Origin of the sequence: Faecalibacterium sp. DFI.5.82, from assembly GCF_029076575.1 — a bacterium.
Taxonomy (GTDB): Bacteria; Bacillota; Clostridia; order Oscillospirales; family Ruminococcaceae; genus Faecalibacterium; species Faecalibacterium duncaniae.
In genome coordinates this window covers 92,476-113,672 of the sequence record NZ_JARFIS010000011.1, presented here as the reverse complement: position 1 = coordinate 113,672, position 21,197 = coordinate 92,476, and the positions used below count along the sequence as shown (strand labels likewise).

Below are 21,197 nucleotides of genomic sequence, written 5' to 3'. Positions count from 1 at the left end.
TCGTATCAAGCTTCTATTGTCAATCATAGTTCTCCAACCGAATGATAGGCCGATAAAAGTCATAATCTCCGTTTAGTTCATTGTCCTCCTGCACTTCTGGCTTACAGTGGGGCGAACAGGGTAGGAAACCGAGAAATGGGCCCAGCCCACCGCAGATATTGCATCCGCCGTCACCGCCGCAGGTGGTAAGCCTATCAGCCTGCACCACTTCCCGCATATAGGGATCGTAGGCGATGGACAGGCCGAAGAAGTTGGGCTCCTCCATGTCATAGGGCCGGTTCTCATCCTCATCCATGTTCTCAAACCAGTGCAGACGCATGGAGTAGTCTAACCCATCTCCCCATGGAAACAGGGTCCGACACCCGCCGCCACACAGGTAGGCCCACTCGTCCGCCGTGGGCAGGGAGAAGCCCCTGTTTTCCAGCATGGCAAGAAGCGCATCGTAGTCTGTGTGGTTATAGATACAGATCTGAAAGCCCTTTTCCGTCCGCTCAATGCGGGCCGACTGATGCAAGGTAAGACTGCTGCTGTCACTCCAGGCAAAATCCCGGAACTCCTTCAGCCAGTCAGGGTGGGCGGTCAGCCTGGGATCGTCCATCTTGACTGGCTCCCAGCAGAGTTCCTCCAGCTCCCGACCCACCAGCATGGGGCCAATGGCCGCCTGCCGAACGGGAGCCATGCTTTCCCGAATCATCTCCTCTGGGTTCTGCGGTTCCATTTCCCATTCCCGGAACAGATACTCCAATTCCTCCCGGCTCTCCTGATTCAGTCCCACGGCAAACTGCTCCCAGCCCAGGGTGACGGTATCGCCGGGAACAAAGACAAACTTCCGGCCATCTTTTTCGAATATGCCGGTGGTGCTGCTCTGGCCCCAGCGGTCAAAAGTATGTAGATCAAGAAAGGTCATATTATAACGAGCAGCCAGGCTTTCCATCAGTGTCTGCTTCTCGGTGGTGTCCATTTGATTGAATTGGGGACGGGACAGTTTTTCGTTCATAGTAAGTTCTCCTACAGCCTATCCAGGTTTTCCTGTAAATCGCCCTGCATCAAGTGCTGGGCAATGGCTTGGTTCAGTGGCTTATGGGGGTGATAGGCTGCCTGCTCTACATCGTGGAGGCACTCCGCCATCAATACCTCCGGAGAAATGCCTTCCCGTTTGCCATAAAGATGGCCGAAGGCATAGCACACAGACTTTAGAAAGTCAAAAATGTAGTCGTGATTTCCGCGCATACTGGGCAGATCATTGAATGAGCCCATACCACCGTATGCCCGAAGATGATGGGTAACCTCCCGCCGCTGGTTCCAGTCCTGAATGTCCCGCTCCAACCAGTCAATCCAGTTCTTGAATTCCGGATGGTCTGCCTGAAGGATTGAGCGCAGACAGATCAGAGCCTCAGTATAAATATCTGTCCGTTTCATCAGATTCCTCCCAACTATTTTCCGAAATGCTCCAGATACAACTCCCGCACGGAATAGGGGCCTACAAGGTCCGTTTCCTGCCGGCCATCCCAGGAATACACATGAATTTTGCCCTCGTCCCCAATGTACTGCTGCTCCTCAAAGGCTGCTGGAAAGGGAAAGCTTTCTACGATGCTCCAGTCAATCTTGGGTTTCAGCTCATCAAACTCCTCGCGCTTGAGCCTTTTGAAGTTAAACACCAGTGCAGCACCAATCCCATCGAACAGCAATTCTGCGTATTCTCTGGGGGTGATGCTCTCGCTCACATTGGCGGCATCAATATTGACATCCAGAACCTTGTTGCCGCAGTTTGTCCAGATTTTATCGGGAGAGAACCAGGTAGTCCGATCCTTGCCGCCTGCAAAGTCCTCACGGAAATAGCTTCTGTTTGCGCTGTCCATCTCGACACCTTCCCGAAGCGGCCCGTTGTACGGGGAAAGTGGATAATATCGGTGTTTTGCTGGGTCAAACTGGTCAAACGAAATGTCCAACAGATACCCATGCTTCTCACTGCGCATAAGCTTGTGTGGCTTCACAATGTTTTCTTCGATGAAACTCCAAATGTACTCGTCCACATGAATAGATACACGAGGGCGACTGAATAATGTGATTTTGTAGTGATCCTCTCTGTCCATTCTCTCCGTATTGAACCAAATACGATGAATTTTAACCATAGTTATCCCCTCGCATGATTTCTGCAAACGACACTTCTGTTTCAGCCTAAAAAAGCAGTTCACCGAAAAACAGCCTGAGAGTCACGGCAGATAATGTTTCAAGCTGTGGCTTGCTGAGAGGAGTGTAGTGAAGGACAATTTCTCCATACAACTCCGTGTTGATGTGGTGTTCTTCCAGATACCGCAGAACCTTTCGGTTGTTCCGCATGATATTTAGACGAAACCTGGTATTATCAAGGGCATATTCAAAACAGTCCGGGTCAATCAACTGACCATTGGCTGGATCATTCATTTCCAAGCGGAGTGCTTCCGCGCCGGTCTTGCGGGAGAGTGTAAAGTAACCATCCTCCAGTTCAAAGGACAGGCAGGACAGCCCTTCATCATTGTCCAGCTCCCAAGTCATTCTTTTTGCAAATAATTCCATTGGCTTACCTCATATCAACGCTATCATACTCAGCCCTCATAACTACTCCAAGGTCATTTCACAAAGAACCAGCTTGTCTTTCTCATCGCTGAGAAATGCCCGATTTCCCCATACATCCAGCACATGGAAGGAAGCGTATCCACGGGGCATGGCAAGGTCGATCAGCACCAAATCCGAAAGGCACAGCACCTTTTGTTTACCCTTCCAGTCATCATTCTTAAAAATGGGAGATAGGATCAGGCAAGTCCTGTCACCGGAGAATTTTCCGCGCATCCCATGTTTTCCGGGCAGGCGGCTTAAATTATCTTTACCCCACAGTTTCTTTTTGAATAGTCCGTTTTCCTCCAGTTCCAGATACCAATAGTAGCCCATGAGAGAAAGACCCGCCGGATTGATAGTGCTGCTTTCCAAAAAGGCATAAAACTGTCCATTCTGTTCCAGTATGGAGCCAATCATAGGATAGTTGTAGTGAAAGTCTGCCTGGGCAAAATTGCCGCCAGCTCGCTCTACCGCCGCCAAATGGGTCTGTCGGGTTCCTGCTTTGCTGTATACACAAGAGCCGCTTTCTGCCCAGTGTGCAGTTATGGCTTCAAAGTCTACCGTCAGGCTGGTAAAACTGTTGGTCGCATCAGCGGAGTTGTCCACTCGGCACACAATAGGGAAAACGCTATGGCTTCCGGTGACTGCCACCGGCTTGGGAATACCCTGGGCACACCAGTTATCCATGGGGATCGGAATCCACTCTCCATCCATCTGCGGCATCCACCAAAGGGATTTACTGGCTGGGCAAACCAACAGTATTCCTCTGTCGCATGAGAGCAAGACAGGAACTTCCCAAACATCTTGCTGCTCTTTCGGCTCTGGGCTGGGAATCCACCTGGAAACTTCGCCTTTGACCCACAAAACGCCGCTGCACTTTTGCAAGAGATGATAGGTCCAAAACACAATTTCATCCTCGCTGCGGGCTACCATACCCTTGCATCCAGTCGGGCTGTATTTGAAGGAAGTTCCCGTCAGTTCAAATTCCTCGAACTCCCAGTTCTTTATCACTTTTAGTTTCTCTTTCATACTTTCACCTCACAGCAAGTCTACCTTGATACTGCACCGTTCCAGAACCGGCAGCACCTGTTCTGGCTTGGAGGACATGAGAGTAATATGTTTGAGATTGGGGAACTGGCGCAGTTCCGCCTCAGTAACGGTATTAAGATCAAAGGCTCCATCCTCGCCATCCCAGAACGGACAGAGCTGGGTATAAATCTCGCTGCCGCCATCCATCTCGATTTCTGTGACCTCCGGTGCCAGCCGCTCCGGGACAGGGTATTTCTCCAGCCACTTCCGAATCTCTGGGATGGGTTCATACCCTTCCGTGTCAATGTCGATTTTGCGTCGGCTATACTCTCTGGCAAACTCATGGGCATCCAGTTTAGGAGCCAGTAAGCCTTTCTCGTACATCAGGACTTCCATGACCGCCAGCTTGAAGTTGAAGCTGGTAAAGGTGAGCACTGGTTCAGTCGGCTTGGATAACTTGTATTTCTGTGCTTTCGCCGCCTTTTGCTCTGGCTCTTTCCAGCTGATCTGCACCATGGCGGAGAGGGCCTCCAGCTTTGCTTTCTGCGCTGACTGCTCCTCTGAAACAGGACCCGGCAAGCGGGTATAGACGGTAAAGCCGCCTAATTTGAGGGTATGGGCAAATCCGGCGAAATCCTTCCAGCTGGCCTCTCGGTAGTCCTTGGACCCGATCCAAACCGCTCCGTCAAATGTCTGCCGGACCGCATACTCTCCCTGTGCCGCTACCCGGACACCAATGGTTTTGATGGTCTGCTCATCTTCGTCCAACCAGCCCTGTAGTCCAAGCTCGTCCCACAAAGCAAGTGCCTGGGTATAGGGACTCTCTCGGCCAGTCATGGGGCTTTTCCGTGTTCCATTTTGCAGGACAATGTGGGCAGGCCCCAACTTTTCCGCCAGCTGCGACAGGGTAAACGGCGGCGTAAATACCGACCCCAGGATGGTCAGGCTGTCTTTTTTGAGAATGATTTTTCGCTCTGTGGCCTTGGGCGGTAGGAAGATGGGCAGATTTTGGTATACTTCTTTGTACTCCCGCCATTCCAGCTTTTTGGGCTTGTTTGCCGTCCGAAGGAAGCCCCAGAAGTCGATGGGATAACGGAACACCGGCCCAACCCTGTCCCGCCGGGTAACGATGACCACCGTGCCATCGGTGAGTATTCCAATGTGCTGCATTTTCTCCCCGCCGAACATTCCCGGACGGATACGCAGCACTTCACAGGTGTTCCTATTGATGAGCTGAGCAAAGTCATCGGAGAGGATTTCGCCGTTTCCCTGCACCAGCAGCCAGTCCCCGGTAAACCAGCGAAGTTTCAGCCCCTCGCCCATTCCGGGCAGGGGGGCGATGCGGCACCGCCCGGTGTCCATGTCCAGTTCCAGCAGGCATTCTTCCATCCGCCCCTTGCCACTGACTGCGTGGATCATGGTAATGCGGCCTGTGCCGGGAACGGGAACGGCCTCGGAGAGATGGTCGTATCCGTCCAGAGAGAAGGTGTGTTTTGTTACCTTGCCGTTTTCCCAGCGGTAAATCTGCCCCTTGTACCACTCGTTGGAAAAGTAGACCCGGCCCAGCCCGTCTGTCACGATGCCACAATGGTATTTGGTGCTCCATCCATCTTCCGGCAGGGGCCAGTTTTTCACATCCTGACAGGTGCCCCGGTCGGTGAGTTCAATCCGTGTGGCGTTGGTGGGATCGCCCACCCAGAGGGAATGGTCAGCCCAGCACAGGGTCCGGGGCGGACCGTCATATCCAATGGGGGACGGCTCGAACCAGTTGAGGGTAGCCGGATTCTTGCTCAGTAATGCCCGCCCAATAGTCCCGCTGCCAGCGGCTCTGGACGCGGCATAGAGTCCATTTTCTGCGGAATAAGTGAGGCACCCAAGGTGCGACAAACTGTGGGCGCGGGTCACCTGGGGCGGACGCTGGCGCAGATCGGCCACACAGCCGTTTTTCCATTCTTCTGCATCCTGGTTTTTCCATTCGCCCGCCGCAAAATCACCCGCCAGGGAGTTGAAGAAATAATCGTACTCATCCTGAAGTATGTATTCCTCGCAGGGCATCAGCTTCCCAGGGTCCTGCTCCTTGGCATGGTCGCCCCATTTTCGCCCTTGCTGTTTCATCAGGTGGCAATATTGCCCCTGCTTTTTGCAGTAGCGTTCCCATTCGCTGCGTTCTTCCTCTGGGATCAAGGCAAACAGATACTCGTCCTCATCATCCAGGTTATACAGCGCCCAGCCGAAGGCAGACAGCTCCTGCCCCAATGCCGCCGCCCCTTTTTCATGGGATAGCTTCATATACTGAACGCCAACGGCATCAAAGCGTTCATCCAGCAGCGCCGGGACCTGCGCGCCCCATTTTTCTCGCAGTTCCGCCAGAGTGTCCTGTACGGCTCCGTCAAATTTCAAAATGTCCAAGGCATCAGATATGATTTGTGCCCAGTCTGGCATAAAAGTACCCCCTCTTTTTGAGGATTTCAAAGTTTATTATCCAGTGCCTCAACCGTTTTCATGGCAGCGGAATCAAATTTGCACTGCCGCAGTTCCCGTTCGATCAGGGCAAACACATCGGGAAAGCACTCGATCTCGTCCTGATACTCATATTTCGCATACAGTTTCCCATACTCCGAGATCCAAACCTCTGCCGGGTAGTAGTAGCCGATATGACCGATAGGCTGGCATTTTTCACCGGCAGCCTGTTCGATCTCTGCCAGTTCACAGCCGGACATATCCCGGAAATAGGCGTCCTCCAAATGGTTTTTGATCCCATTGACTAGGTAAGGGAATAAAGCAAACTCAAAGTCAGCTGCCCATTTCAGCTTTTTCTGTGCCAAGTACCACTCGCAGCACAGGCCGAAATATTTGCGATAAAGCCGCTGGGTGGTCTTCATCATCGGGACGCCATGATCGGCGTAATACTGCTCCGCAATGGAGATGTCCACACTGCGGCCTTCGTACCACCCGGCGTACTCCATCAGCTGCTTAACCTTGCTGCCCAGATCGCCAGAGATAGGGATGCGTTCTTTGATCATGGTAGTATCCTCCTGTTTTTCGTCACCACAGCCGATCGATCTGGGTATATATCTTATTCGGTTCTCTGTCCGTAAAACTGGTCAATGCGTCGGTGGGTTCTGCAAGCGGCATCACATTCAAAATATCCAGTACATAATACCAGACCCCAGTGTCCCAGTCTCGGAACCGCCCATTGCAGACAGCTCGACCATAATCACCAGGAATCAAATCCAGTGCCAGCTCATTGAGAGGCTGTTTCTGCCCGGTCTTATCGTAGGTATATCGCTCCGGTATCGCCCCGATGTGCCAATCATTGCGGTAACGCACATGGATTCCGGGCTCCTGCTGAATCAGTTCGAAAGGGTGAAGCCGTATTGTGCCATTCGGCTTCCATTCCATCAGCCTACGACAGTCCCTATCGATCTGAAATCCATCGGGCCTCTGTATGATAGATGCAAAGTGAGTAGGCAGACCAAAAGGATAATAGGAGAAGAAGTCTTTCGGCAGACGCATGGCTCTGGGATACTGGTTCCGCTGTGCGGCCGCATTTCCGCCCCGGCAGTCTTTATACCATTGCAGGCGGATCTGCTGAACCAGAAGTGTGGGCAGATGCTCCAACTGATGCTTATTCTGTTTCATCGCCATACCTCCTTCCTTGATAGATCCCTCCAATGGTCTTCCATGTTTCAGGCATTTACAACTCTGCTGCAAACTCATAGGAAACCGCAATGATGTTGTAAACATCATCGTATGTAAACAGCCGGTAGTGCCGATAGATGCCTTTGTCAAAGTCCTCCCGCACTGGCAGAGACTTCAGCCAGGTGCTGTCCTCAATTAAATCGAAGGAACTGCCATCCAGATACTCCGTCCCAGCCATATTTTCATAGGTGTCCAATTCACAGGTAAAATAGGCCAGCACCTGCCGGAAGGTGAGTGTATAGGGAAACCAGTCTTTTTCGTCCCTGCACTGGGAGATTAGATGGCCATTGATGTCCCCCGTAAAGGTCAGATTGTTCAGAGCATCCTGTTTCACCTGATCCAGATAGATGCAGTCCCGTCCCTTCAAAACACCTAAGCAGGTATTAACAGCAGTCGCTTTTTCCATAGACAACTCCTATCCCTCAATGTTGGCAGTTTTGAGGCCCTTTTTCAAGGAGCCGTAGATCGTCACCGCATGGTCGGTGAACATCTCGTCGCAGTCAAACCAGGCGGTGAAGCTGCCACCGGAGGTGACGGACAGGCTCGTCAGGCTGATCCGTCGGGCCAATTCTTCCTCTGTGATGGGGTCGGTTTCCGGATTGCGGGGGGGTTCCTCATCCTGGGAGAGCCAGTTGTTGGCCAGCTCGGTCAGGTTCTTGGCCGCAAGCTCTCGCATGGCCTTGTCCCAAGTTTCACAGTCGGCCAGCAACTTCTTGGCGGCACTGCGGGCGCGGGTCCAGGAGGGCTTGCTCTCCGCATTGACCTCAAGGGAAAGAAGCACATCCTTTCCGCGCCACTGGATCTCACCCTCAAAGGCATCATGGTCCTTGTCCAGCTCGAGCTTTCCCAGCACCTGGTCCTGGATCACCACCGGCTTGTGGTACTCGTCCAGAACGGCCTGAAGTTCCGGGCAGTCCTCATGGGTCTTGACCACCTCGGAGATACACCAGGGCCACGCCACCAGATCCTTTGCCCATTCCTCTTTCATCTGGCGGATCTTCAGGCGGCAGATCTGCTCGTTTTGAAAGCGTTCCCAGCCCTTTTCGCTGTTACGCTCCTCATCGGTGACCGGCCACTCCAGCCGCTCCTCTTTGGTGCTGACCTTGCCGGTGTCACAAAATACCACGCCCAGCGTCACAACGGTCATTTCCCAAAAGTTGCCTTTCCAGTTAAATCCGCCTCCGATGCAGCGATTGATCAGAGCGACCACTTCCTGCTCCTCGGTCTCATACATCTCATAGAATTCTTCGAACATAGATCATTCTCCTCATTTCTCAAACTCGCCCTCGATCATCCCGTTCAGATACCGGCCGGGATCTGCGATGAAGTCATCCCATTTGGCCAGAGGGTGGAATTCCTCATGCTCTATGTCCAGATACCACAGCTTTTTGTCCCTGGGGCTCCACAGCAGCAGATAGTCGCTGTAGTTGTCCATCTGCACCATGAGGGAGAGCAGCTTCTTCCGTTTCCAGGTCATCTCCTGCACATCCATGTAGGCGTACAGCTCCGCCCATTTCACCCATTCCTGCTCCGGGAATTCCAAACGCAGGGGGCCGGTTTTCAAGTATTCCACCAACTTGGCAGGCAGCTTGTAGGGCATAAGCTGCCGGACCTTTTCTTGTTCGTTGTGCCAGTCCTCCGGCTCCAGCGCCTTCAGGTAGTCGGCCATCTCTTGATTCTTGTTTTGAACTGCCACACTGTAAGGCCGGTCGCCGTATTTGTCAACAAGGGTGATATTCGCTCCCTGTTCCACCAGCCAGCGCACCATGGAGAAATTGTTGGAGCGGGCGGCCTCGGTGACAGGGGTAGAGGCGTTCGGAAACACCATGTCCGGCTTGTGGTAATTGATGTCTGCCCCTTTTTCCAGAAGCAGCTGGGCAAGTTTGGCATTGCCCTCAGACACAGCGGCCCGGAATGCCTCGCCGCCAAACTTGTTCACTGTGATCCCAGCTTGCTCCAGCACCTGGATATTCTCCGGGCGCTTGCCCCAGCGCACTTCCTGGAAGGCCCGCTCTTTCTGCTTCGAGCTGAGTTTTGCGGCCTGTCCAGCAAAGAGCGCCACCACCTCCGGCCCACAACAGCGGGCGGCGGTGAGCAGCAGGGGCTGTTCCTCTGCCAGACCGGGATCAGCTCCATGCTCCAGCAGGAAGTGGATCATGGGCACATCATTCCGAAAAACCGCAATCTCCAATGGCATCAGCTTGATGTATTCGCTGAGCTGGATGGGAACATCTAAATCCAGACCGCCTTGGAGCAGCGCCTCCAGCTTGGGAGTGTCATGGTCACAGATGGCGGCAGCCGTTTCCGGGAGGGTCTCCCAGCGGCCAATATATGCAATTTGGTACATAAGGCACCTGCTTTCGTTGTTGTTTCACTTTATAGGGAACGGTTCGGCCCAGCACCCGGCCCTTGCCAACGGCATTGGCTCCCTCATAGATCAAAAATTCCGCATTGTTTTCCAGCGGGGCATAGTCAATGGTATCTGGATATAGGGGTTGGGCATTTCCCAAAGCTGGTGTATCAAATGTACACTCGGTTCCGTCCAGAAAGCATACACCCAAATATTCTGTAGTTCCTGTGACCACAAAATGGGGACAATACTTTCCGCTGACCAGGCTGGGTGGTATTTTTCGTTTGCCGCTCCAGAAGATGACCTCCACATGGAGCACCGCCCGGTTTTCATCTGTCCTGATCACGCTGTCGCCCTCCTTTATCCCGTCATCTGGCTGCGGTATACTCAGGCCAGCTCTGCGTCCAGGATCTGGACTGGTTTTCCTTTCTCGTTCACATAGTAAAGGGCGATATAGTCGATGCCGTCCCGCTTGGCCTGCTCCCACGGCATCCGTTCACCGTTGATTAGTTCCACGGTATCCGCCTCATCCGGTTCAAAGTTCTCTTTTTCGTCCTCATAGTCAATGCTGTACCCCAGCTCCAGCACCAACTTGGAGGCGGGGATCTCATACCGCTTGAGGGGGCGGTGCTCCAGCTCGGATGGATCATGTTCATCGCAGAACATATTGTCGTAGCCATGCCGTCCACCGTCAAAGATGACGAACTCCTCGCCGCTCTCCGGGTCACGGGCTGTCACCAGTCCGGGGGCCTCGTCGCTATCTATGATATAGGATTGGGGTTCTCCTTTCACCGTGAGCAGTTCTCCGTAATACCAAACCTCCAGCAGTTCATTGCCGGTGGTGGAACAAAGTATCACGGTGGGCAAACGCTTCTCCGCCCATTCTTTCACATGGCCGATGAGCCAGGTGGGATATTTCTCAGTCATCATAGTCTTTCTCCTCCTATTTCAATTTCAGCACAAATCCCCAGATACTCACCACAATCAAGAGGACACCCAGCAGAAAGAAAACCACACGCCGGTATCCTCTGCTGTGTCGATGGGCATCCCGCGTACCAGTGGGGTCGCAGAGCCAGTTCCAGTTGCGGATTGCTCCAAACAAAATCACGGCCCCGATGAGCACCGAGGCAATGTACCAATGCTCTTGTAAAAATGCTGTGATCTGTTCGCTGTTCATTTACATATAACCCCCTTTTCATCATCGGGAGTTTCCCGCCGAATAAATTCCTCCCGTTCTTTCAAATCTATTTCCAAGGCTTTTTCCTCCTCAAGATATTCCTCGCAGTCCCGAACCAGCTTTTGGGCGGCTGGGTCATCCGGGGCCAGGGCCAGCCAGCATTTTGCGTATTCATAGGCGGTGGCTGCGGAGCGGTACGCCATCAGGCAGGAATAGCCCATCCGGGAGTTCCAGTAGGGATCGTTCTCACCCTGGGCGCGGACGGACTCCAGCAGCTCAATGGCGTGTCGGATGAGATCCCCGTCCACTTCACCGTCGGTCCCATGCTCTCCATGATCTCCCAGCACCGCCAGATTGCTGTAAGCCCGACTCAGCTTGACGGTCAGCAGATAGCCCCGCTCCTGTTCCGGGATGGCTTCGATGGCCCGGATACACCGGGAATACTCGTCCTTCTTATTCCATTGCTCAAGCTGCTCCAGCAGCTCTGCTTTTTCTGCCTGATTCATCATTTCACCGCCTTTTCTGTGTCATGCTTTGCTTTTTTGAAGTGTCCACTGCCTCGCCAGGTGTTGACCACACAGGTGAAGATCTGGCCGCAGTGCTTGCACCTAATCATGTGAGCCATAATTTCGTCTGCCCAGCCATCCTCTGTCTTTACCTTCTCCAGTGGGCAGGTGGATTCCTCTTGCATCAGTTCAAATTCCCCCTCCGACACCAACTGCTGAATGTAAGCAATACAGGCCAGATAGTCCTTTGGGGCGTCAAATTTTCTCCATGTTTGAATGTTTCGGCAGTGCTCGCACATAGTGGACGCCTCCTTACGCAAATACCTGCTGGTATTTCTCTTTTCATACTGTGCGACTTTTTTAGGTCTGCTGGTGCTGCATGGACACGATATGGCAGTCCGGGCAGAATTCCACATAGAGCGTGCCCTCCGCACAGTCAAACACCGTATCCCACTGAATCTGGGCCAGATATTTCATAGGTTTCCCGCAGTGGGGGCAGGTCGTATATTCCGCGTCCTGTACCCAGTTGGCAAAGCCACCCACCGTGTTCACATCCTGGCAGGCCGCACCGTAAAACAGGGGCACGGGCGCTTCGCCCAGCACAAAGGGATTTTCCGTGAGGGCCTTGTAGTCCTCGGGACTGACATAGCAATCCGTTTTCTCCGCCCCGTCAAAGAACTCGGAGGGAAAGACTTCCACGCCGCCATCCAGGGTAAAACTGTTAAAGGCTGGACCTTTCAAGAATCCCACACAGTTGGGGCAGCAGGTGGCAGTCAGAATACCATCCAACCCCAGAAATTTCAGCCGCTCATCCCGGCCATCCAGCACCAGCATGTCCACCATGCGTCCGCCACAGTGGGGGCATGTGTCCTCCCGTGCCCGGCCAATGCGGACGGGAGATTTCTCGCTGGTGGTTCCTTTGACCATAGGATAGCAGGTATCGAAGTTGAGCTGGATTTTCTGGCCCTCCTTGTCGAAGGTCCAGCCTCCGATCTGCGCATAGCTGGATGGGTCTACATAGAGGCCCTTGCGCCAGGGCCGGGGATTTCGCTCCAGCTCCAGCAGAGTCTCCATTGCCTTGTCATCTCCTTGCATAGCAAGGCAACTCATCAGGTTGGAGGCCGCGCTGGAATATTCCGCGGACAACAGCGCATGGATCAGACCATCCCGCACATCGGCGGGAGCATGATAATAGATCTCACAGGGCCAGAACACCTCTGCGGCCAGTGCCACTCGCTGAATCTCCGGGGTGATGGCATCATGGTAGCCAAGCAGCTGCCAGAAGTCGGTGAACTCCGGGTCCTCCATATCAGCCAGCCTCTGGATGTTCTGTATCAAGTTTCTTTGTTTTTCGACAATTTGTTCCGGCATCCAGGCCAGAGCAGCTTGCCGTTCTTGCTCGCACTTACATTTCCAACACAATCCCTCATAACCCAATGGGGTTCCACAGCTGGGGCAGGTATATTTCAGACTCATGTTCTCATACTCCTTTCAGGCAATAAAAAAGCCCCACGCCGCACTGTCATAAAGACAGGCTGACGCAGGACATGAAGAAGCCGCGTTGAAGGAGCCGCATCCACCAGCAGATGTAGTTTCTTCAACAACCAAAATATTTTTTTCGTATCTTAAAGCAGCAAATTGCTGTCCAATATATTTGTTCATAGCGGCACCATTTGTTCTGAGCGTAGTTTTATATCTTATTATATCACAGCACCCCTTCAATGAAAATATTTTGTTAGAAATGCTAATGAAAAATTTTTGTGAATTTGTTAAGGCGCAGGGGCTGTTATCTCCATAGTGTCTGGATGGATCAGAGTGATTACTTTTCCCTGATGCAAGGCATAGTTGACTGTCTGTGCTGTGCCTGAACGCAGCTTTTTCTGATTATCAAACACACCGATAAGGTACTCTGCATGATCGACCATATAATAATTTCTTTTTTTATAACTGGAAACATCCGCAGAATGTGAAATAACAATAGAATCGTTTGCGTTTTGGATCAGCTTTTTCAATCTATGTTTACTCTGATCCGGCCATTTAGAGTCATAGCCGATGAAGGGAACTACAACGATAATTTTAATATAAAAGTCAATATGCTTCATCCGGTTCGGTAGGTGCTGCGGTAATATCGCGGTAGAAAGTAGCCCATGCAGCTTCCTCATAGGGGTGTACAAAAAAGAAGCCAATGCTCAATGGAATTGTCAGCAGAAGAACAAGAGAAATCGCCAGAGCCTCTGAACCGGTGAAATATTTGAGAACCAGAAAACCCTCGGCATACAGTGGCACCGAACAGAGCAGCTCCCAGCCAATGAAGCTGAAATCCAGACAGAACAGCCGCCATTTGTTGCCATTCATGATCCGCCGGGATTCTGTGATCGCTTCATTTGCGGTCAGCGAAGGATGCTCGGACATGATGTAAGGTGTCATCGCATAGCTGTATGTTTTCACGATTCCCGGAATCACCAACAGCAGCGACCAGAGGGCGATGTACAGACCCTGCAGGAATTTCATGCAGAAGCCATCCCACAGACGGTCTTTCTGAGAGAACAAGTCCGAGATGGCAGCATCATTTCCATCTACAAGGTTCAGATTAAAATGAGCATATCCCAGTTGAACTGCACCGCCCACGATCAGTTGGAGGACTGCCCACAGAACAATGCCGGCAAGCAGAACAGCAAGCAGCCGACCGCCGTTGGGCTGGGAGAACAGTTCAAAATGGATGTCCTTTGCCTGATTGGAATTGGATACGGCACTGTTGGAACTGCTCACAATGGTAGCACCGAGCGCACTGGCGGCAATACCTGTCAAAACAGCAGTTTTCTATTTTCCGCGCAGGGCATCGAGAGCGAGCATACGATAGTCGGCAGATACTTTCATAAAAGCAACCTCCTGTCTGAAAACGGCAAGGATTTGTGAAATAGGAAGATGATATGCCACTTTAATTTAGATACGTTTGAAAAGCTGAAAAAATTGCAGCATGAATGAAAAAGAGGCTGTTACACCGGTTTTATCCTTGTGCAACAGCCCCTTCCTTTACTTCAGCAGCTTGTCCAGTTCATCATATTGCATTACTGGAGCTTTGCAAGGATTTCTTCAGCCGTCATACCGCTGGCAAGCAGCTTCTTCAGCACATCTTCTGCTTCGCCCTTCTTTGCTTCTTCTGCTGCTTTTGCTTCGGCGGCAGCTTTTTTGTTTTCGGCTTTGGCAAGTTCCTTGGTGGCGGCTTTCAATTCTGCTTTCTTGGCTTTCAGCTGCGTCTTCAGATCATCGAGATTTGCAGTCAACGTAGCAACCTCAGATTCGATTTTCTCTTTTTTTGCAGCCTTTTCTGCAATGACTGCTACATAATCAACGCTGGCCTTTACAGTACGAGCCTTATTCTTGCTTCCCTTGGGTCTTGCCATAATAATTTCCTCCCATAAAGTGAAATAATTTGATACTTACAAGTATATTTCCAAATAGTCAGAATTGCAATAGGTAACATGAGCCGTCTTCAACTGCCAATGCAAATCTTATTCGGTATGCCCGAAGATCGTCGCAAATGTATTCCTTCAATGGTAACAATCATGGAGATTAGTGTTTATCTGGAGATTACCAAAGGATAAATAGAAGCAGTATTAAAGCCGTTCACCACGCAGATTTTCCAGCGTGGCGAACGGCTTTTTTGCTGCCCCTATATTTACAGGTAGGAGGAATCGAAGAAGTCTTTTAATGTAATTCCTAAACCCTGACAAATTCTTTCAATCGTCTCTACGCTTAACTGCCCTCCCCGACGGGCGGTGGTTTGAATCGTGGAGTACGATATTCCGCATTTCTTTGCCAATACACATAGATTCATATCACGCACTTGCATCAAATCCTGAACACGCTTGATCGTATCCACAAAAACTCCTCCCATCTTTTTAGTTCAAAACTTTTCCAACAACCTCGAATCTTTGCTCTGGAGATATAAGGATCGGCGAATATTTGGTGTTAAGAGAAACCAAAACCGGTTGGTTATGCACCACGCCATAGCTGTCGGTAAGGAACTCTGCTTGGGATTTGTCTGGGGTATGTTCATCGTATTTTTTCAGATATCCACAGTCATCATATACGAATATCCCGATATCCCCGCACTCAAGTTCTTCGCAGCGCTTCACCCATACAATCTGTCCGTTATGATAGCGTGGCTCCATACTATCACCGCTAACATATATCCCGAACTCGGCACCAGCCGGAACGCTACTGGCAGGCACTTGTATCTGCTGGAACATTTCACCCTCAAGAAAAGCTCCTAGACCTGCCGATACTGGCAACTCTGATACAGGCATCATTATGTAGTCGATTTCCGCGGGCTCTTCTGCGTCTGGCTGGTAGCGCCGGGATGCAATCAAGTCCATTTCGTACTCAGCGACTTTTTTTTGCCCGATGTCATTTAGAAGGGCGGGTTTCTGGAAGTTCTTTGTAAAGTAGGAAGGACCCTCCTTGATGTTCAATGCGTAGCAGATTGCAACTAGTTGGTAGATGCTAGGAGTGGTATAGCCTTTTTCCCATTTGCTGATTCCTTTATCACTGACATCGACGCCATAGTGACGGAGAAGTTCAGAGAAAGTTACAAGTGAATAGCCATTCCTTTTTCGTGTGCCTGCGAGAATCTGACCAACCTCATTGCTATCCCTCGCAGCGACTGCATCATAGCGCACTGTGGATGGGGCTATGTGCATTTTGGTGAGCGTGGTTTTCTTTTTCATAACAAGAACACTCCTTTGTGATCCGGTAGCTCTATTATAGTATAGAAAATATAAGAAATCAACAGGAAATCTCTAAAATGGCGATAAATTCGTAATTGACATCTCCATAAAGTGGGTGTATAATCAAACCAAATCCACAAATAACAGCCTTTTGGTGTTATTTTCGTATGGGATTGTGTTTGTTTGGCGTTTTTTTGCGAGGTGATACTATGAGAAAAGAAAATGTAAGATGTCCAATGTGCGGAACCATGAATTATGATGTGGATCTTGATGAAACCGGTGGCTGGACAAAATGCCGTCTGTGCAAAGCAGTGACCTGCTCTATGGATGAGTGGAAAAAACATACAGTGTCCGTTCCGCTGTTGAACGAAAAACAGCTCGTGGCACGCAGTATGATTCGCAAGTAATGCACGCCGTGTTTTGATAAATCCGCAAAAAGGAGGAATTCTGATGTGTGGTGATTACAACCTTCGCCGTGAGAAAAGATACGTCGAAGTGGACGTTCGTTTTACTCCTGACGGTAAGATCCGCCCTCTTGCCATAAACTATGACAAGGCTCACACTTATGGAATTGATCGTGTCTTGGCAGTCAAACATGGGACATCACGCCTAGGCGGAAAAGGTCACTGCTTCACCTGCCTGATCTGCGGTCAGAAGCGGAATCTTTGGCTTGAACGGGGCAAGTGGTTCGTGGAAGCCTACTGCTCCGTGCCGGAAAGCTGTGCTTCGTAATGGCAAGATACTTATCCCGCGCAGATCTTTCGCACATAGCGGGTAAGTATATCGACCAGTACTATACCCGTTTCGGGATCAGTAAAGATGACCCAGAACCCATTGACCCTGAACGGCTCGCAAGTTCTGTTCTTGGGCTGAATGTGAAAATGCTGCCGCTATGCAGCGATGGAAGTATTCTAGGACTGACTGTTTTCCAGAAATGCGGTTTTACCGTAACCTTGGGGGACGGGACAAAGCTTGTGGAGGTGTTCATGCCGAAGGACGTTGTAATCGATTCCGCCCTTGCGTCAGACAGCTGCACCGGATGCCGGAATTTCACGATAGCGCATGAAGCGGCGCACCATATACTGGCTGACCTGTTTCCGAACGACTACGGAAAAGCAGTCAAGTGCCGTGGGCACATTGCCTATCGGGAACGAAACGGACAGCCCTCATGGGAAGAATGGCAGGCGAATACCCTTGCAGCGGAGCTGCTGATGCCAACATTTCTGGTCAACGCCGAAATAGAACGTGCAGCGCTGTGCCTGCCAAATGGAATCCTGTACAAATCCGCATCGGACCCGAACTATGAAAGAATTCTGGAGATGGCTGCACGGATCGGGGTATCGTGGTCTGCGATCAGGATCAGATTACAGCAGATGCAGGTCATCAACGGAAAACCCATCCACTGCCATCCATTGGACGTCATTCGATTTGGAGAATAATATGACTTGGTCAAATAATCGCTCTTTTAAGAGTAAACCGCTGAACAATATACAGCAGGCACAATTCAGCATTGGCTGGAGGTTTTGTCCGGTTTGCGGACACAAGCTCTACCAAAAAAACGAGAGCTGTTCAGGCTCTATCAGCATAAAGTGCCTCAAGTGCGGTAACATAGCAACAGTTGACTTAGCCTACCGCAGACGCTGACTTTTTTAGACAAACCACAATTTCAAAAATCGGGTGCATTGCACCCTGAATATGGACTGTTCGTCACCGAGCAACGGGCCATTGCCGCAAGGCAATGTATGAAACGCGCACCAAATAGCCGGGCAACAGCTGATAGAGTGATTCTGCTTTAGAACCGCTCTGTTAGTTGGTTGTCCGGCTATTTTTTTAGCCTTCAGGTAGCCTGCTCCCGTAAAAAGGAGCAGGCTTTATGTTTGTCCGTTTTTCATGGATGCCCCAAGCGGCGAAATATCCGTAGCCTTCCAAATTTTCGACTTTTTACGACTTATCGAAAATTTGGAGGTTTACGATGTCTTTTAATAAAGGCTATGAGTTGAAGAAGTTTGAAGCACACTGGGAAAAGTTGCGCATCGAGTACGCAGCTGCGGGAATGACGAAAGAGGCCATCCAGAAGATGTACGATTATGACCGTCAGCAATTCAATTCGGAGCGTACCTTTATCGAGCGGACGCAGGAATTCACCGCTCCTGCGTATGAAAGCTCTGAGGAAGAAGCGTCGCCTTTGATGCTACGCTATCAGGATGCGATTACCGTGACAGATACTTACCACGAAACTAAAAGCCGTTTTGCATGGATTGGTGAGATTGAGAACGAGCAGTTGCTTACTGCACTCGAAACTTTGAAAACCGAAGATTTGGAAATCATCACCATGTACGCTTACGAGGGATACGACATCACTGAAATTTCTAAAGTCTACGGCGTATCTCGGCCCACTATTAGTATCAAAATCAAGAGAATTACTAAATTTTTGAAAAACTTCAATTTCAATGCTACGAATTGACCTTTCTCGTCGGCTACCAAGTGAGAGGACAATTTCCCAAGCGGCACCTGCCGCAGGGCGAAACGTCCGACCTCAGGGACCTTGAAAACTGAATAGTTCCGTCATCTGGTACTCCGATAATGATACTTCCGTAATTCGCGGCCCGGTCACAAAGCAGACGGGGTGGCTGAAATGCCAATGAAGCGGTACAAGTCCGCTGCCAGATGTTCATGCCCCACTCGCAGGGAGCCGAGGGCGAATATGCGAGACCTTTAATCATATTGATCCGGGAACTGTCGGGTACGTTCCACGCATCCGGCAGTTCCCGTTTTTTTACGTACTCTTATTTATTCTTTATCCGAATATTCACTTTTGATACATAGGAGGACACTTTTATGGACGAGTTGAACCCCACGGTGCGCGAGCAGGAGATCTACGAGGAGATGGAGCTGACCCCTGAGATGGTCAAGTCCATCCGAACTCTCTGCGGTACCTGTCTGCGGCACTTTGTGGATGCAAAGGCTTTCAAAATCGCGCTTGTACCCAGCCCAGACCGGAGCATGGACACATGCACCGTCTGCCAGATGCGGCGCGGCTATGATTATGTGGTCATGCACCGCTGACCCAACCATACCACCATACCTTGAACGAAGCTCGTTGCGGAACATCCGGCAGCGGGCTTTGCACATAACAACATGGAGGTACAATTTTGCAGCAAAACTGGAAATTCCAACGCGGAGACATCTTCTTCACCCATTTCGGGGCGAGCACCGGCTCGGAACAGCACGGTGACCGCCCGGCGGTCATTCTTCAGAATGACGTGGGCAATTATCACTCTCCGACCCTGATCGTTGCGACCATGACAAGCAAGGCGGAAAAGAAAGTAAACCAGCCGACCCACTGCCTGTTGGAAAACGCAGGGTTGAATATGCCGTCCGTTGTGCAGGCAGAGCAGATCTTCACCATCGACAAAAGCCGGGCACTGAAGTATCTGGGGCATCTGACCCCAGAGGAGATGCGCCGGGTGGATGATGCGGTTCGCATCAGCCTTGCGCTGAACCCTATGGGCAGCATCCAGCAGATAGAGCCTATCCGGCGCTCTACGGCGGTTTATGCGCCGCCTGAGGTGGTGGATGGCAAACCGCCTGTCTACCCCTATACGCCCATCCGGTCGTCCTTTGAGAACGCCGGAAGCATCGAGGAAATGATGCTGTACACCGAACTGCAATCCGCGGTTCATGCCATGATCCAGCGGCTCGAATATAGCTTCACCTTCAATCCCAGCCTGCTCACCAGCCCGAAGCGGAAGCAGCAGGTGACTGAGATCTTAGAGGAAGCCGAGAAGTACATTTGGAGAATCAAGGAGGAAATGCGATGCGCCTGAACGACAACAATACTTTCATTGGTATCAACCCGCCGTACCAGCTTTCGGTCATCCACAGCAGCAAGCTGATCTATCCCCGCGAGATCTACCAGCGGGGCGTAGAGCGCAAGAGGGTGGAGCTGATTGCAAGGGACTTCAACGAGTACATCGTTAACGAGCCGAAGGTCAGCTTCCGCAACGGCAGGTACTATGTAATGGATGGGCAGCACACCATCGAGGGCTGCATCCTCCTCAACGGCGGCGAGGACCGCCCGATCCTCTGCAAGGTCTACACCGGTCTGACGATGGAGCAGGAAGCCCTGCTCTTTGCCGAGCAGAACGGTCACGCCGCACCCCTGTCGGCGGGCATCAAGCTGCGCGCTAAGGTGGTGGGCGGCGATGCGCCTTCCAAGGCGTTTGTCGCAGCCACTAACCGGGCGGGGCTTTCCCTCAACTACGACAGTATGCAGCTGAGCGACTACCGCATCGGCTGCGTGGGCACGGCGCTGAAGCTGTACGACCAGCTGGGCGAAGAGATCTACTGCGAAGCTCTGCGGCACATCGTGGAAGCGTGGGAGGGCAAACCGGATTCCTTCCGGGCGGCTGTCCTGCGGGGCGTGATGTACTTTGTGCAGCTGTATCATGGGCAGTACAGCGAGGAGCGGCTTGTCCGTGCGCTGAGCGGCGTCCATCCCATGGAGCTCTACCGTGTCAGCCGGGATAACCCCGCCAAGCTTCCGGGCTGGCGGCGGTACGTTTACCCCATCTACACCACCTACAACGGCAAGTGCAGGAAAGACGCACTGCCGATGAAGTTCTAAGCTCGAATATCTCCTTTGGCAAGTGAGATGGTTCCCGAAAAAGACCATCACACTTTACATATAGTATTTTCTGCTGAATAATCGACATATTGAACTAGAAAGAGAGGACAGGAATGAGCGAGATCGCAGCCTGCACTTTGATTCAGGAAGAGCCTGACCGAAAGACGGAGAGGTATCTGACGATGTTCAAGGACTACCCGGATGTGGTGACGGTGGAGCATCTTCAGGAAATGCTTGGCATCTGCCGGAAGAATGCGTATCTGTTGGTCAAGCAGAATAAGATCCACTCGGCGCGTGTAGGACGCAGCTATAAGATACCAAAACTCTGCGTGGTAGAGTACCTGCTCGATCAGGATCGGCAACTTGGAGGGATGCACCTTTCAAACTCCCTTGTGCCATCCTTGCAAAACACTCCAGAATCTTCTAAACTTATGATGCCTAAGCAAAGGACGTTTGGCTGCGAACAGAAAGGAGCATAACT

30 protein-coding genes and 1 pseudogene are annotated in these 21,197 nt (G+C 51.4%); 8 read left to right on the top strand and 23 right to left on the bottom strand.

The genetic code is table 11. From position 1 onward, the window contains the following. Nucleotides 1-19: 19 nt before the first annotated feature. The 23 genes and pseudogenes from P0G09_RS13115 to P0G09_RS13005 all read right to left on the bottom strand — a co-directional run bounded on the left by P0G09_RS13115 (nt 20) and on the right by P0G09_RS13005 (nt 16,089). Nucleotides 20-997: a hypothetical protein gene (locus tag P0G09_RS13115; RefSeq protein ID WP_217297637.1), complete on the bottom strand. Its 978-nt coding sequence runs from the start codon at nt 995-997 to the stop codon at nt 20-22. An 11-nt stretch (nt 998-1,008) separates the two neighbouring features. Beyond that, a complete protein-coding gene (locus tag P0G09_RS13110) occupies nt 1,009-1,419 on the bottom strand; it encodes a hypothetical protein (protein WP_217297639.1) in 411 nt (136 codons plus the stop codon). Nucleotides 1,420-1,433: 14 nt separating this feature from the next. Continuing rightward, on the bottom strand, nt 1,434-2,132 hold the full coding sequence (locus P0G09_RS13105; protein ID WP_217297641.1) for a hypothetical protein: 699 nt from the start codon (nt 2,130-2,132) through the stop codon (nt 1,434-1,436). A 46-nt stretch (nt 2,133-2,178) separates the two neighbouring features. Beyond that, nucleotides 2,179-2,556 (bottom strand): hypothetical protein, encoded by a 378-nt coding sequence (locus P0G09_RS13100; RefSeq protein ID WP_118553535.1) that lies wholly within the window; start codon nt 2,554-2,556, stop codon nt 2,179-2,181. 42 nt (nt 2,557-2,598) lie between these two features. Next, the gene (locus tag P0G09_RS13095) at nt 2,599-3,624 is read right to left on the bottom strand and encodes a hypothetical protein (RefSeq protein ID WP_118553536.1); all 1,026 of its coding nucleotides are present in this window, start codon (nt 3,622-3,624) and stop codon (nt 2,599-2,601) included. Nucleotides 3,625-3,633: 9 nt separating this feature from the next. After that, a complete protein-coding gene (locus P0G09_RS13090; protein ID WP_217297643.1) occupies nt 3,634-6,066 on the bottom strand; it encodes a hypothetical protein in 2,433 nt (810 codons plus the stop codon). Between the two features lie 26 nt (nt 6,067-6,092). Further along, nucleotides 6,093-6,647 (bottom strand): SUKH-3 domain-containing protein, encoded by a 555-nt coding sequence (locus tag P0G09_RS13085; RefSeq protein WP_217297644.1) that lies wholly within the window; start codon nt 6,645-6,647, stop codon nt 6,093-6,095. A gap of 22 nt (nt 6,648-6,669) precedes the next feature. Continuing rightward, nucleotides 6,670-7,272 (bottom strand): hypothetical protein, encoded by a 603-nt coding sequence (locus tag P0G09_RS13080; protein ID WP_118553539.1) that lies wholly within the window; start codon nt 7,270-7,272, stop codon nt 6,670-6,672. Between the two features lie 49 nt (nt 7,273-7,321). Next, nucleotides 7,322-7,732 carry a hypothetical protein gene (locus P0G09_RS13075; RefSeq protein WP_006773016.1) on the bottom strand — a complete coding sequence of 137 codons (411 nt, stop codon included), beginning with the start codon at nt 7,730-7,732 and terminating at the stop codon, nt 7,322-7,324. A 9-nt stretch (nt 7,733-7,741) separates the two neighbouring features. Then, nucleotides 7,742-8,581 (bottom strand): DUF2262 domain-containing protein, encoded by an 840-nt coding sequence (locus P0G09_RS13070; RefSeq protein WP_217297646.1) that lies wholly within the window; start codon nt 8,579-8,581, stop codon nt 7,742-7,744. A gap of 12 nt (nt 8,582-8,593) precedes the next feature. Continuing rightward, nucleotides 8,594-9,673 carry an ankyrin repeat domain-containing protein gene (locus P0G09_RS13065; RefSeq protein ID WP_217297648.1) on the bottom strand — a complete coding sequence of 360 codons (1,080 nt, stop codon included), beginning with the start codon at nt 9,671-9,673 and terminating at the stop codon, nt 8,594-8,596. Next, the gene (locus tag P0G09_RS13060) at nt 9,609-9,986 is read right to left on the bottom strand and encodes a hypothetical protein (RefSeq protein ID WP_275252885.1); all 378 of its coding nucleotides are present in this window, start codon (nt 9,984-9,986) and stop codon (nt 9,609-9,611) included. Before P0G09_RS13060 ends, P0G09_RS13065 begins: the two co-directional genes overlap by 65 nt. A 77-nt stretch (nt 9,987-10,063) precedes the next feature. Continuing rightward, nucleotides 10,064-10,606 carry a hypothetical protein gene (locus P0G09_RS13055; RefSeq protein ID WP_217297650.1) on the bottom strand — a complete coding sequence of 181 codons (543 nt, stop codon included), beginning with the start codon at nt 10,604-10,606 and terminating at the stop codon, nt 10,064-10,066. 13 nt (nt 10,607-10,619) lie between these two features. After that, nucleotides 10,620-10,853 (bottom strand): immunity 17 family protein, encoded by a 234-nt coding sequence (locus P0G09_RS13050; RefSeq protein ID WP_006773021.1) that lies wholly within the window; start codon nt 10,851-10,853, stop codon nt 10,620-10,622. Further along, entirely contained in the window at nt 10,850-11,362 is a 513-nt protein-coding gene (locus P0G09_RS13045) for a hypothetical protein (RefSeq protein ID WP_242993151.1), read from the bottom strand. The genes P0G09_RS13050 and P0G09_RS13045 overlap by 4 nt, the downstream gene beginning before the upstream one ends. Next, nucleotides 11,359-11,658, bottom strand: coding sequence for a hypothetical protein (locus tag P0G09_RS13040; RefSeq protein WP_117528111.1), 300 nt, complete (start codon nt 11,656-11,658; stop codon nt 11,359-11,361). Before P0G09_RS13040 ends, P0G09_RS13045 begins: the two co-directional genes overlap by 4 nt. Before the next feature lie 61 nt (nt 11,659-11,719). Beyond that, the gene (locus tag P0G09_RS13035) at nt 11,720-12,835 is read right to left on the bottom strand and encodes a hypothetical protein (protein ID WP_117528113.1); all 1,116 of its coding nucleotides are present in this window, start codon (nt 12,833-12,835) and stop codon (nt 11,720-11,722) included. A gap of 15 nt (nt 12,836-12,850) precedes the next feature. After that, nucleotides 12,851-13,021, bottom strand: coding sequence for a hypothetical protein (locus tag P0G09_RS13030; RefSeq protein ID WP_008723379.1), 171 nt, complete (start codon nt 13,019-13,021; stop codon nt 12,851-12,853). A gap of 107 nt (nt 13,022-13,128) precedes the next feature. Next, nucleotides 13,129-13,440, bottom strand: a pseudogene (locus P0G09_RS13025) (SLOG family protein); the annotation flags it as partial. A gap of 7 nt (nt 13,441-13,447) precedes the next feature. Then, the gene (locus tag P0G09_RS13020; RefSeq protein ID WP_242990387.1) at nt 13,448-14,167 is read right to left on the bottom strand and encodes a DUF975 family protein; all 720 of its coding nucleotides are present in this window, start codon (nt 14,165-14,167) and stop codon (nt 13,448-13,450) included. Nucleotides 14,168-14,427: 260 nt separating this feature from the next. Then, entirely contained in the window at nt 14,428-14,763 is a 336-nt protein-coding gene (locus P0G09_RS13015; RefSeq protein ID WP_015565819.1) for a hypothetical protein, read from the bottom strand. A 275-nt stretch (nt 14,764-15,038) separates the two neighbouring features. Then, a complete protein-coding gene (locus tag P0G09_RS13010; protein WP_223383275.1) occupies nt 15,039-15,242 on the bottom strand; it encodes a helix-turn-helix transcriptional regulator in 204 nt (67 codons plus the stop codon). A 19-nt stretch (nt 15,243-15,261) separates the two neighbouring features. Next, complete coding sequence (locus P0G09_RS13005; RefSeq protein WP_097776430.1) at nt 15,262-16,089, bottom strand: LexA family transcriptional regulator; 828 nt, start codon at nt 16,087-16,089, stop codon at nt 15,262-15,264. Between the two features lie 209 nt (nt 16,090-16,298). Here P0G09_RS13005 and P0G09_RS13000 point away from each other — a divergent pair, with 209 nt between their 5' ends. The 8 genes from P0G09_RS13000 to P0G09_RS12965 all read left to right on the top strand — a co-directional run bounded on the left by P0G09_RS13000 (nt 16,299) and on the right by P0G09_RS12965 (nt 21,195). Continuing rightward, nucleotides 16,299-16,496 carry a hypothetical protein gene (locus P0G09_RS13000; protein ID WP_097775157.1) on the top strand — a complete coding sequence of 66 codons (198 nt, stop codon included), beginning with the start codon at nt 16,299-16,301 and terminating at the stop codon, nt 16,494-16,496. Between the two features lie 43 nt (nt 16,497-16,539). Beyond that, the gene (locus tag P0G09_RS12995) at nt 16,540-16,821 is read left to right on the top strand and encodes a hypothetical protein (protein WP_097775158.1); all 282 of its coding nucleotides are present in this window, start codon (nt 16,540-16,542) and stop codon (nt 16,819-16,821) included. Then, nucleotides 16,821-17,528 carry an ImmA/IrrE family metallo-endopeptidase gene (locus P0G09_RS12990; RefSeq protein ID WP_097784816.1) on the top strand — a complete coding sequence of 236 codons (708 nt, stop codon included), beginning with the start codon at nt 16,821-16,823 and terminating at the stop codon, nt 17,526-17,528. The genes P0G09_RS12995 and P0G09_RS12990 overlap by 1 nt, the downstream gene beginning before the upstream one ends. Nucleotides 17,529-18,061: 533 nt before the next feature. Further along, nucleotides 18,062-18,553: a sigma-70 family RNA polymerase sigma factor gene (locus tag P0G09_RS12985; RefSeq protein WP_015565818.1), complete on the top strand. Its 492-nt coding sequence runs from the start codon at nt 18,062-18,064 to the stop codon at nt 18,551-18,553. Nucleotides 18,554-18,927: 374 nt separating this feature from the next. After that, nucleotides 18,928-19,155, top strand: a complete 228-nt coding sequence (locus P0G09_RS12980; protein WP_097775161.1) for a hypothetical protein — start codon at nt 18,928-18,930, stop codon at nt 19,153-19,155. 86 nt (nt 19,156-19,241) lie between these two features. Continuing rightward, nucleotides 19,242-19,916, top strand: coding sequence for a type II toxin-antitoxin system PemK/MazF family toxin (locus P0G09_RS12975; RefSeq protein WP_097771475.1), 675 nt, complete (start codon nt 19,242-19,244; stop codon nt 19,914-19,916). Beyond that, on the top strand, nt 19,907-20,716 hold the full coding sequence (locus P0G09_RS12970; RefSeq protein WP_097775162.1) for a DUF6551 family protein: 810 nt from the start codon (nt 19,907-19,909) through the stop codon (nt 20,714-20,716). The genes P0G09_RS12975 and P0G09_RS12970 overlap by 10 nt, the downstream gene beginning before the upstream one ends. Nucleotides 20,717-20,829: 113 nt before the next feature. Beyond that, complete coding sequence (locus P0G09_RS12965; protein ID WP_113993110.1) at nt 20,830-21,195, top strand: helix-turn-helix domain-containing protein; 366 nt, start codon at nt 20,830-20,832, stop codon at nt 21,193-21,195. Nucleotides 21,196-21,197: the final 2 nt, after the last annotated feature.

What these genes read in the sequence shown, in the direction of transcription:
- P0G09_RS13075 (WP_006773016.1), bottom strand. Translation starts at nt 7,732, where the DNA reads ATGGAAAAAGCGACTGCTGTTAATACCTGCTTAGGTGTTTTGAAGGGA.
- P0G09_RS13105 (WP_217297641.1), bottom strand. Translation starts at nt 2,132, where the DNA reads ATGGTTAAAATTCATCGTATTTGGTTCAATACGGAGAGAATGGACAGA.
- P0G09_RS13100 (WP_118553535.1), bottom strand. Translation starts at nt 2,556, where the DNA reads ATGGAATTATTTGCAAAAAGAATGACTTGGGAGCTGGACAATGATGAA.
- P0G09_RS12980 (WP_097775161.1), top strand. Translation starts at nt 18,928, where the DNA reads ATGGACGAGTTGAACCCCACGGTGCGCGAGCAGGAGATCTACGAGGAG.
- P0G09_RS13090 (WP_217297643.1), bottom strand. Translation starts at nt 6,066, where the DNA reads ATGCCAGACTGGGCACAAATCATATCTGATGCCTTGGACATTTTGAAA.
- P0G09_RS13095 (WP_118553536.1), bottom strand. Translation starts at nt 3,624, where the DNA reads ATGAAAGAGAAACTAAAAGTGATAAAGAACTGGGAGTTCGAGGAATTT.
- P0G09_RS13080 (WP_118553539.1), bottom strand. Translation starts at nt 7,272, where the DNA reads ATGGCGATGAAACAGAATAAGCATCAGTTGGAGCATCTGCCCACACTT.
- P0G09_RS13050 (WP_006773021.1), bottom strand. Translation starts at nt 10,853, where the DNA reads ATGAACAGCGAACAGATCACAGCATTTTTACAAGAGCATTGGTACATT.
- P0G09_RS13045 (WP_242993151.1), bottom strand. Translation starts at nt 11,362, where the DNA reads ATGATGAATCAGGCAGAAAAAGCAGAGCTGCTGGAGCAGCTTGAGCAA.
- P0G09_RS12990 (WP_097784816.1), top strand. Translation starts at nt 16,821, where the DNA reads ATGGCAAGATACTTATCCCGCGCAGATCTTTCGCACATAGCGGGTAAG.
- P0G09_RS12965 (WP_113993110.1), top strand. Translation starts at nt 20,830, where the DNA reads ATGAGCGAGATCGCAGCCTGCACTTTGATTCAGGAAGAGCCTGACCGA.
- P0G09_RS12970 (WP_097775162.1), top strand. Translation starts at nt 19,907, where the DNA reads ATGCGCCTGAACGACAACAATACTTTCATTGGTATCAACCCGCCGTAC.
- P0G09_RS13065 (WP_217297648.1), bottom strand. Translation starts at nt 9,673, where the DNA reads ATGTACCAAATTGCATATATTGGCCGCTGGGAGACCCTCCCGGAAACG.
- P0G09_RS13015 (WP_015565819.1), bottom strand. Translation starts at nt 14,763, where the DNA reads ATGGCAAGACCCAAGGGAAGCAAGAATAAGGCTCGTACTGTAAAGGCC.
- P0G09_RS12995 (WP_097775158.1), top strand. Translation starts at nt 16,540, where the DNA reads ATGTGTGGTGATTACAACCTTCGCCGTGAGAAAAGATACGTCGAAGTG.
- P0G09_RS13055 (WP_217297650.1), bottom strand. Translation starts at nt 10,606, where the DNA reads ATGATGACTGAGAAATATCCCACCTGGCTCATCGGCCATGTGAAAGAA.
- P0G09_RS13030 (WP_008723379.1), bottom strand. Translation starts at nt 13,021, where the DNA reads ATGAACAAATATATTGGACAGCAATTTGCTGCTTTAAGATACGAAAAA.
- P0G09_RS13035 (WP_117528113.1), bottom strand. Translation starts at nt 12,835, where the DNA reads ATGAGTCTGAAATATACCTGCCCCAGCTGTGGAACCCCATTGGGTTAT.
- P0G09_RS13110 (WP_217297639.1), bottom strand. Translation starts at nt 1,419, where the DNA reads ATGAAACGGACAGATATTTATACTGAGGCTCTGATCTGTCTGCGCTCA.
- P0G09_RS13000 (WP_097775157.1), top strand. Translation starts at nt 16,299, where the DNA reads ATGAGAAAAGAAAATGTAAGATGTCCAATGTGCGGAACCATGAATTAT.
- P0G09_RS13085 (WP_217297644.1), bottom strand. Translation starts at nt 6,647, where the DNA reads ATGATCAAAGAACGCATCCCTATCTCTGGCGATCTGGGCAGCAAGGTT.
- P0G09_RS13115 (WP_217297637.1), bottom strand. Translation starts at nt 997, where the DNA reads ATGAACGAAAAACTGTCCCGTCCCCAATTCAATCAAATGGACACCACC.
- P0G09_RS13040 (WP_117528111.1), bottom strand. Translation starts at nt 11,658, where the DNA reads ATGTGCGAGCACTGCCGAAACATTCAAACATGGAGAAAATTTGACGCC.
- P0G09_RS12985 (WP_015565818.1), top strand. Translation starts at nt 18,062, where the DNA reads ATGTCTTTTAATAAAGGCTATGAGTTGAAGAAGTTTGAAGCACACTGG.
- P0G09_RS13005 (WP_097776430.1), bottom strand. Translation starts at nt 16,089, where the DNA reads ATGAAAAAGAAAACCACGCTCACCAAAATGCACATAGCCCCATCCACA.
- P0G09_RS13070 (WP_217297646.1), bottom strand. Translation starts at nt 8,581, where the DNA reads ATGTTCGAAGAATTCTATGAGATGTATGAGACCGAGGAGCAGGAAGTG.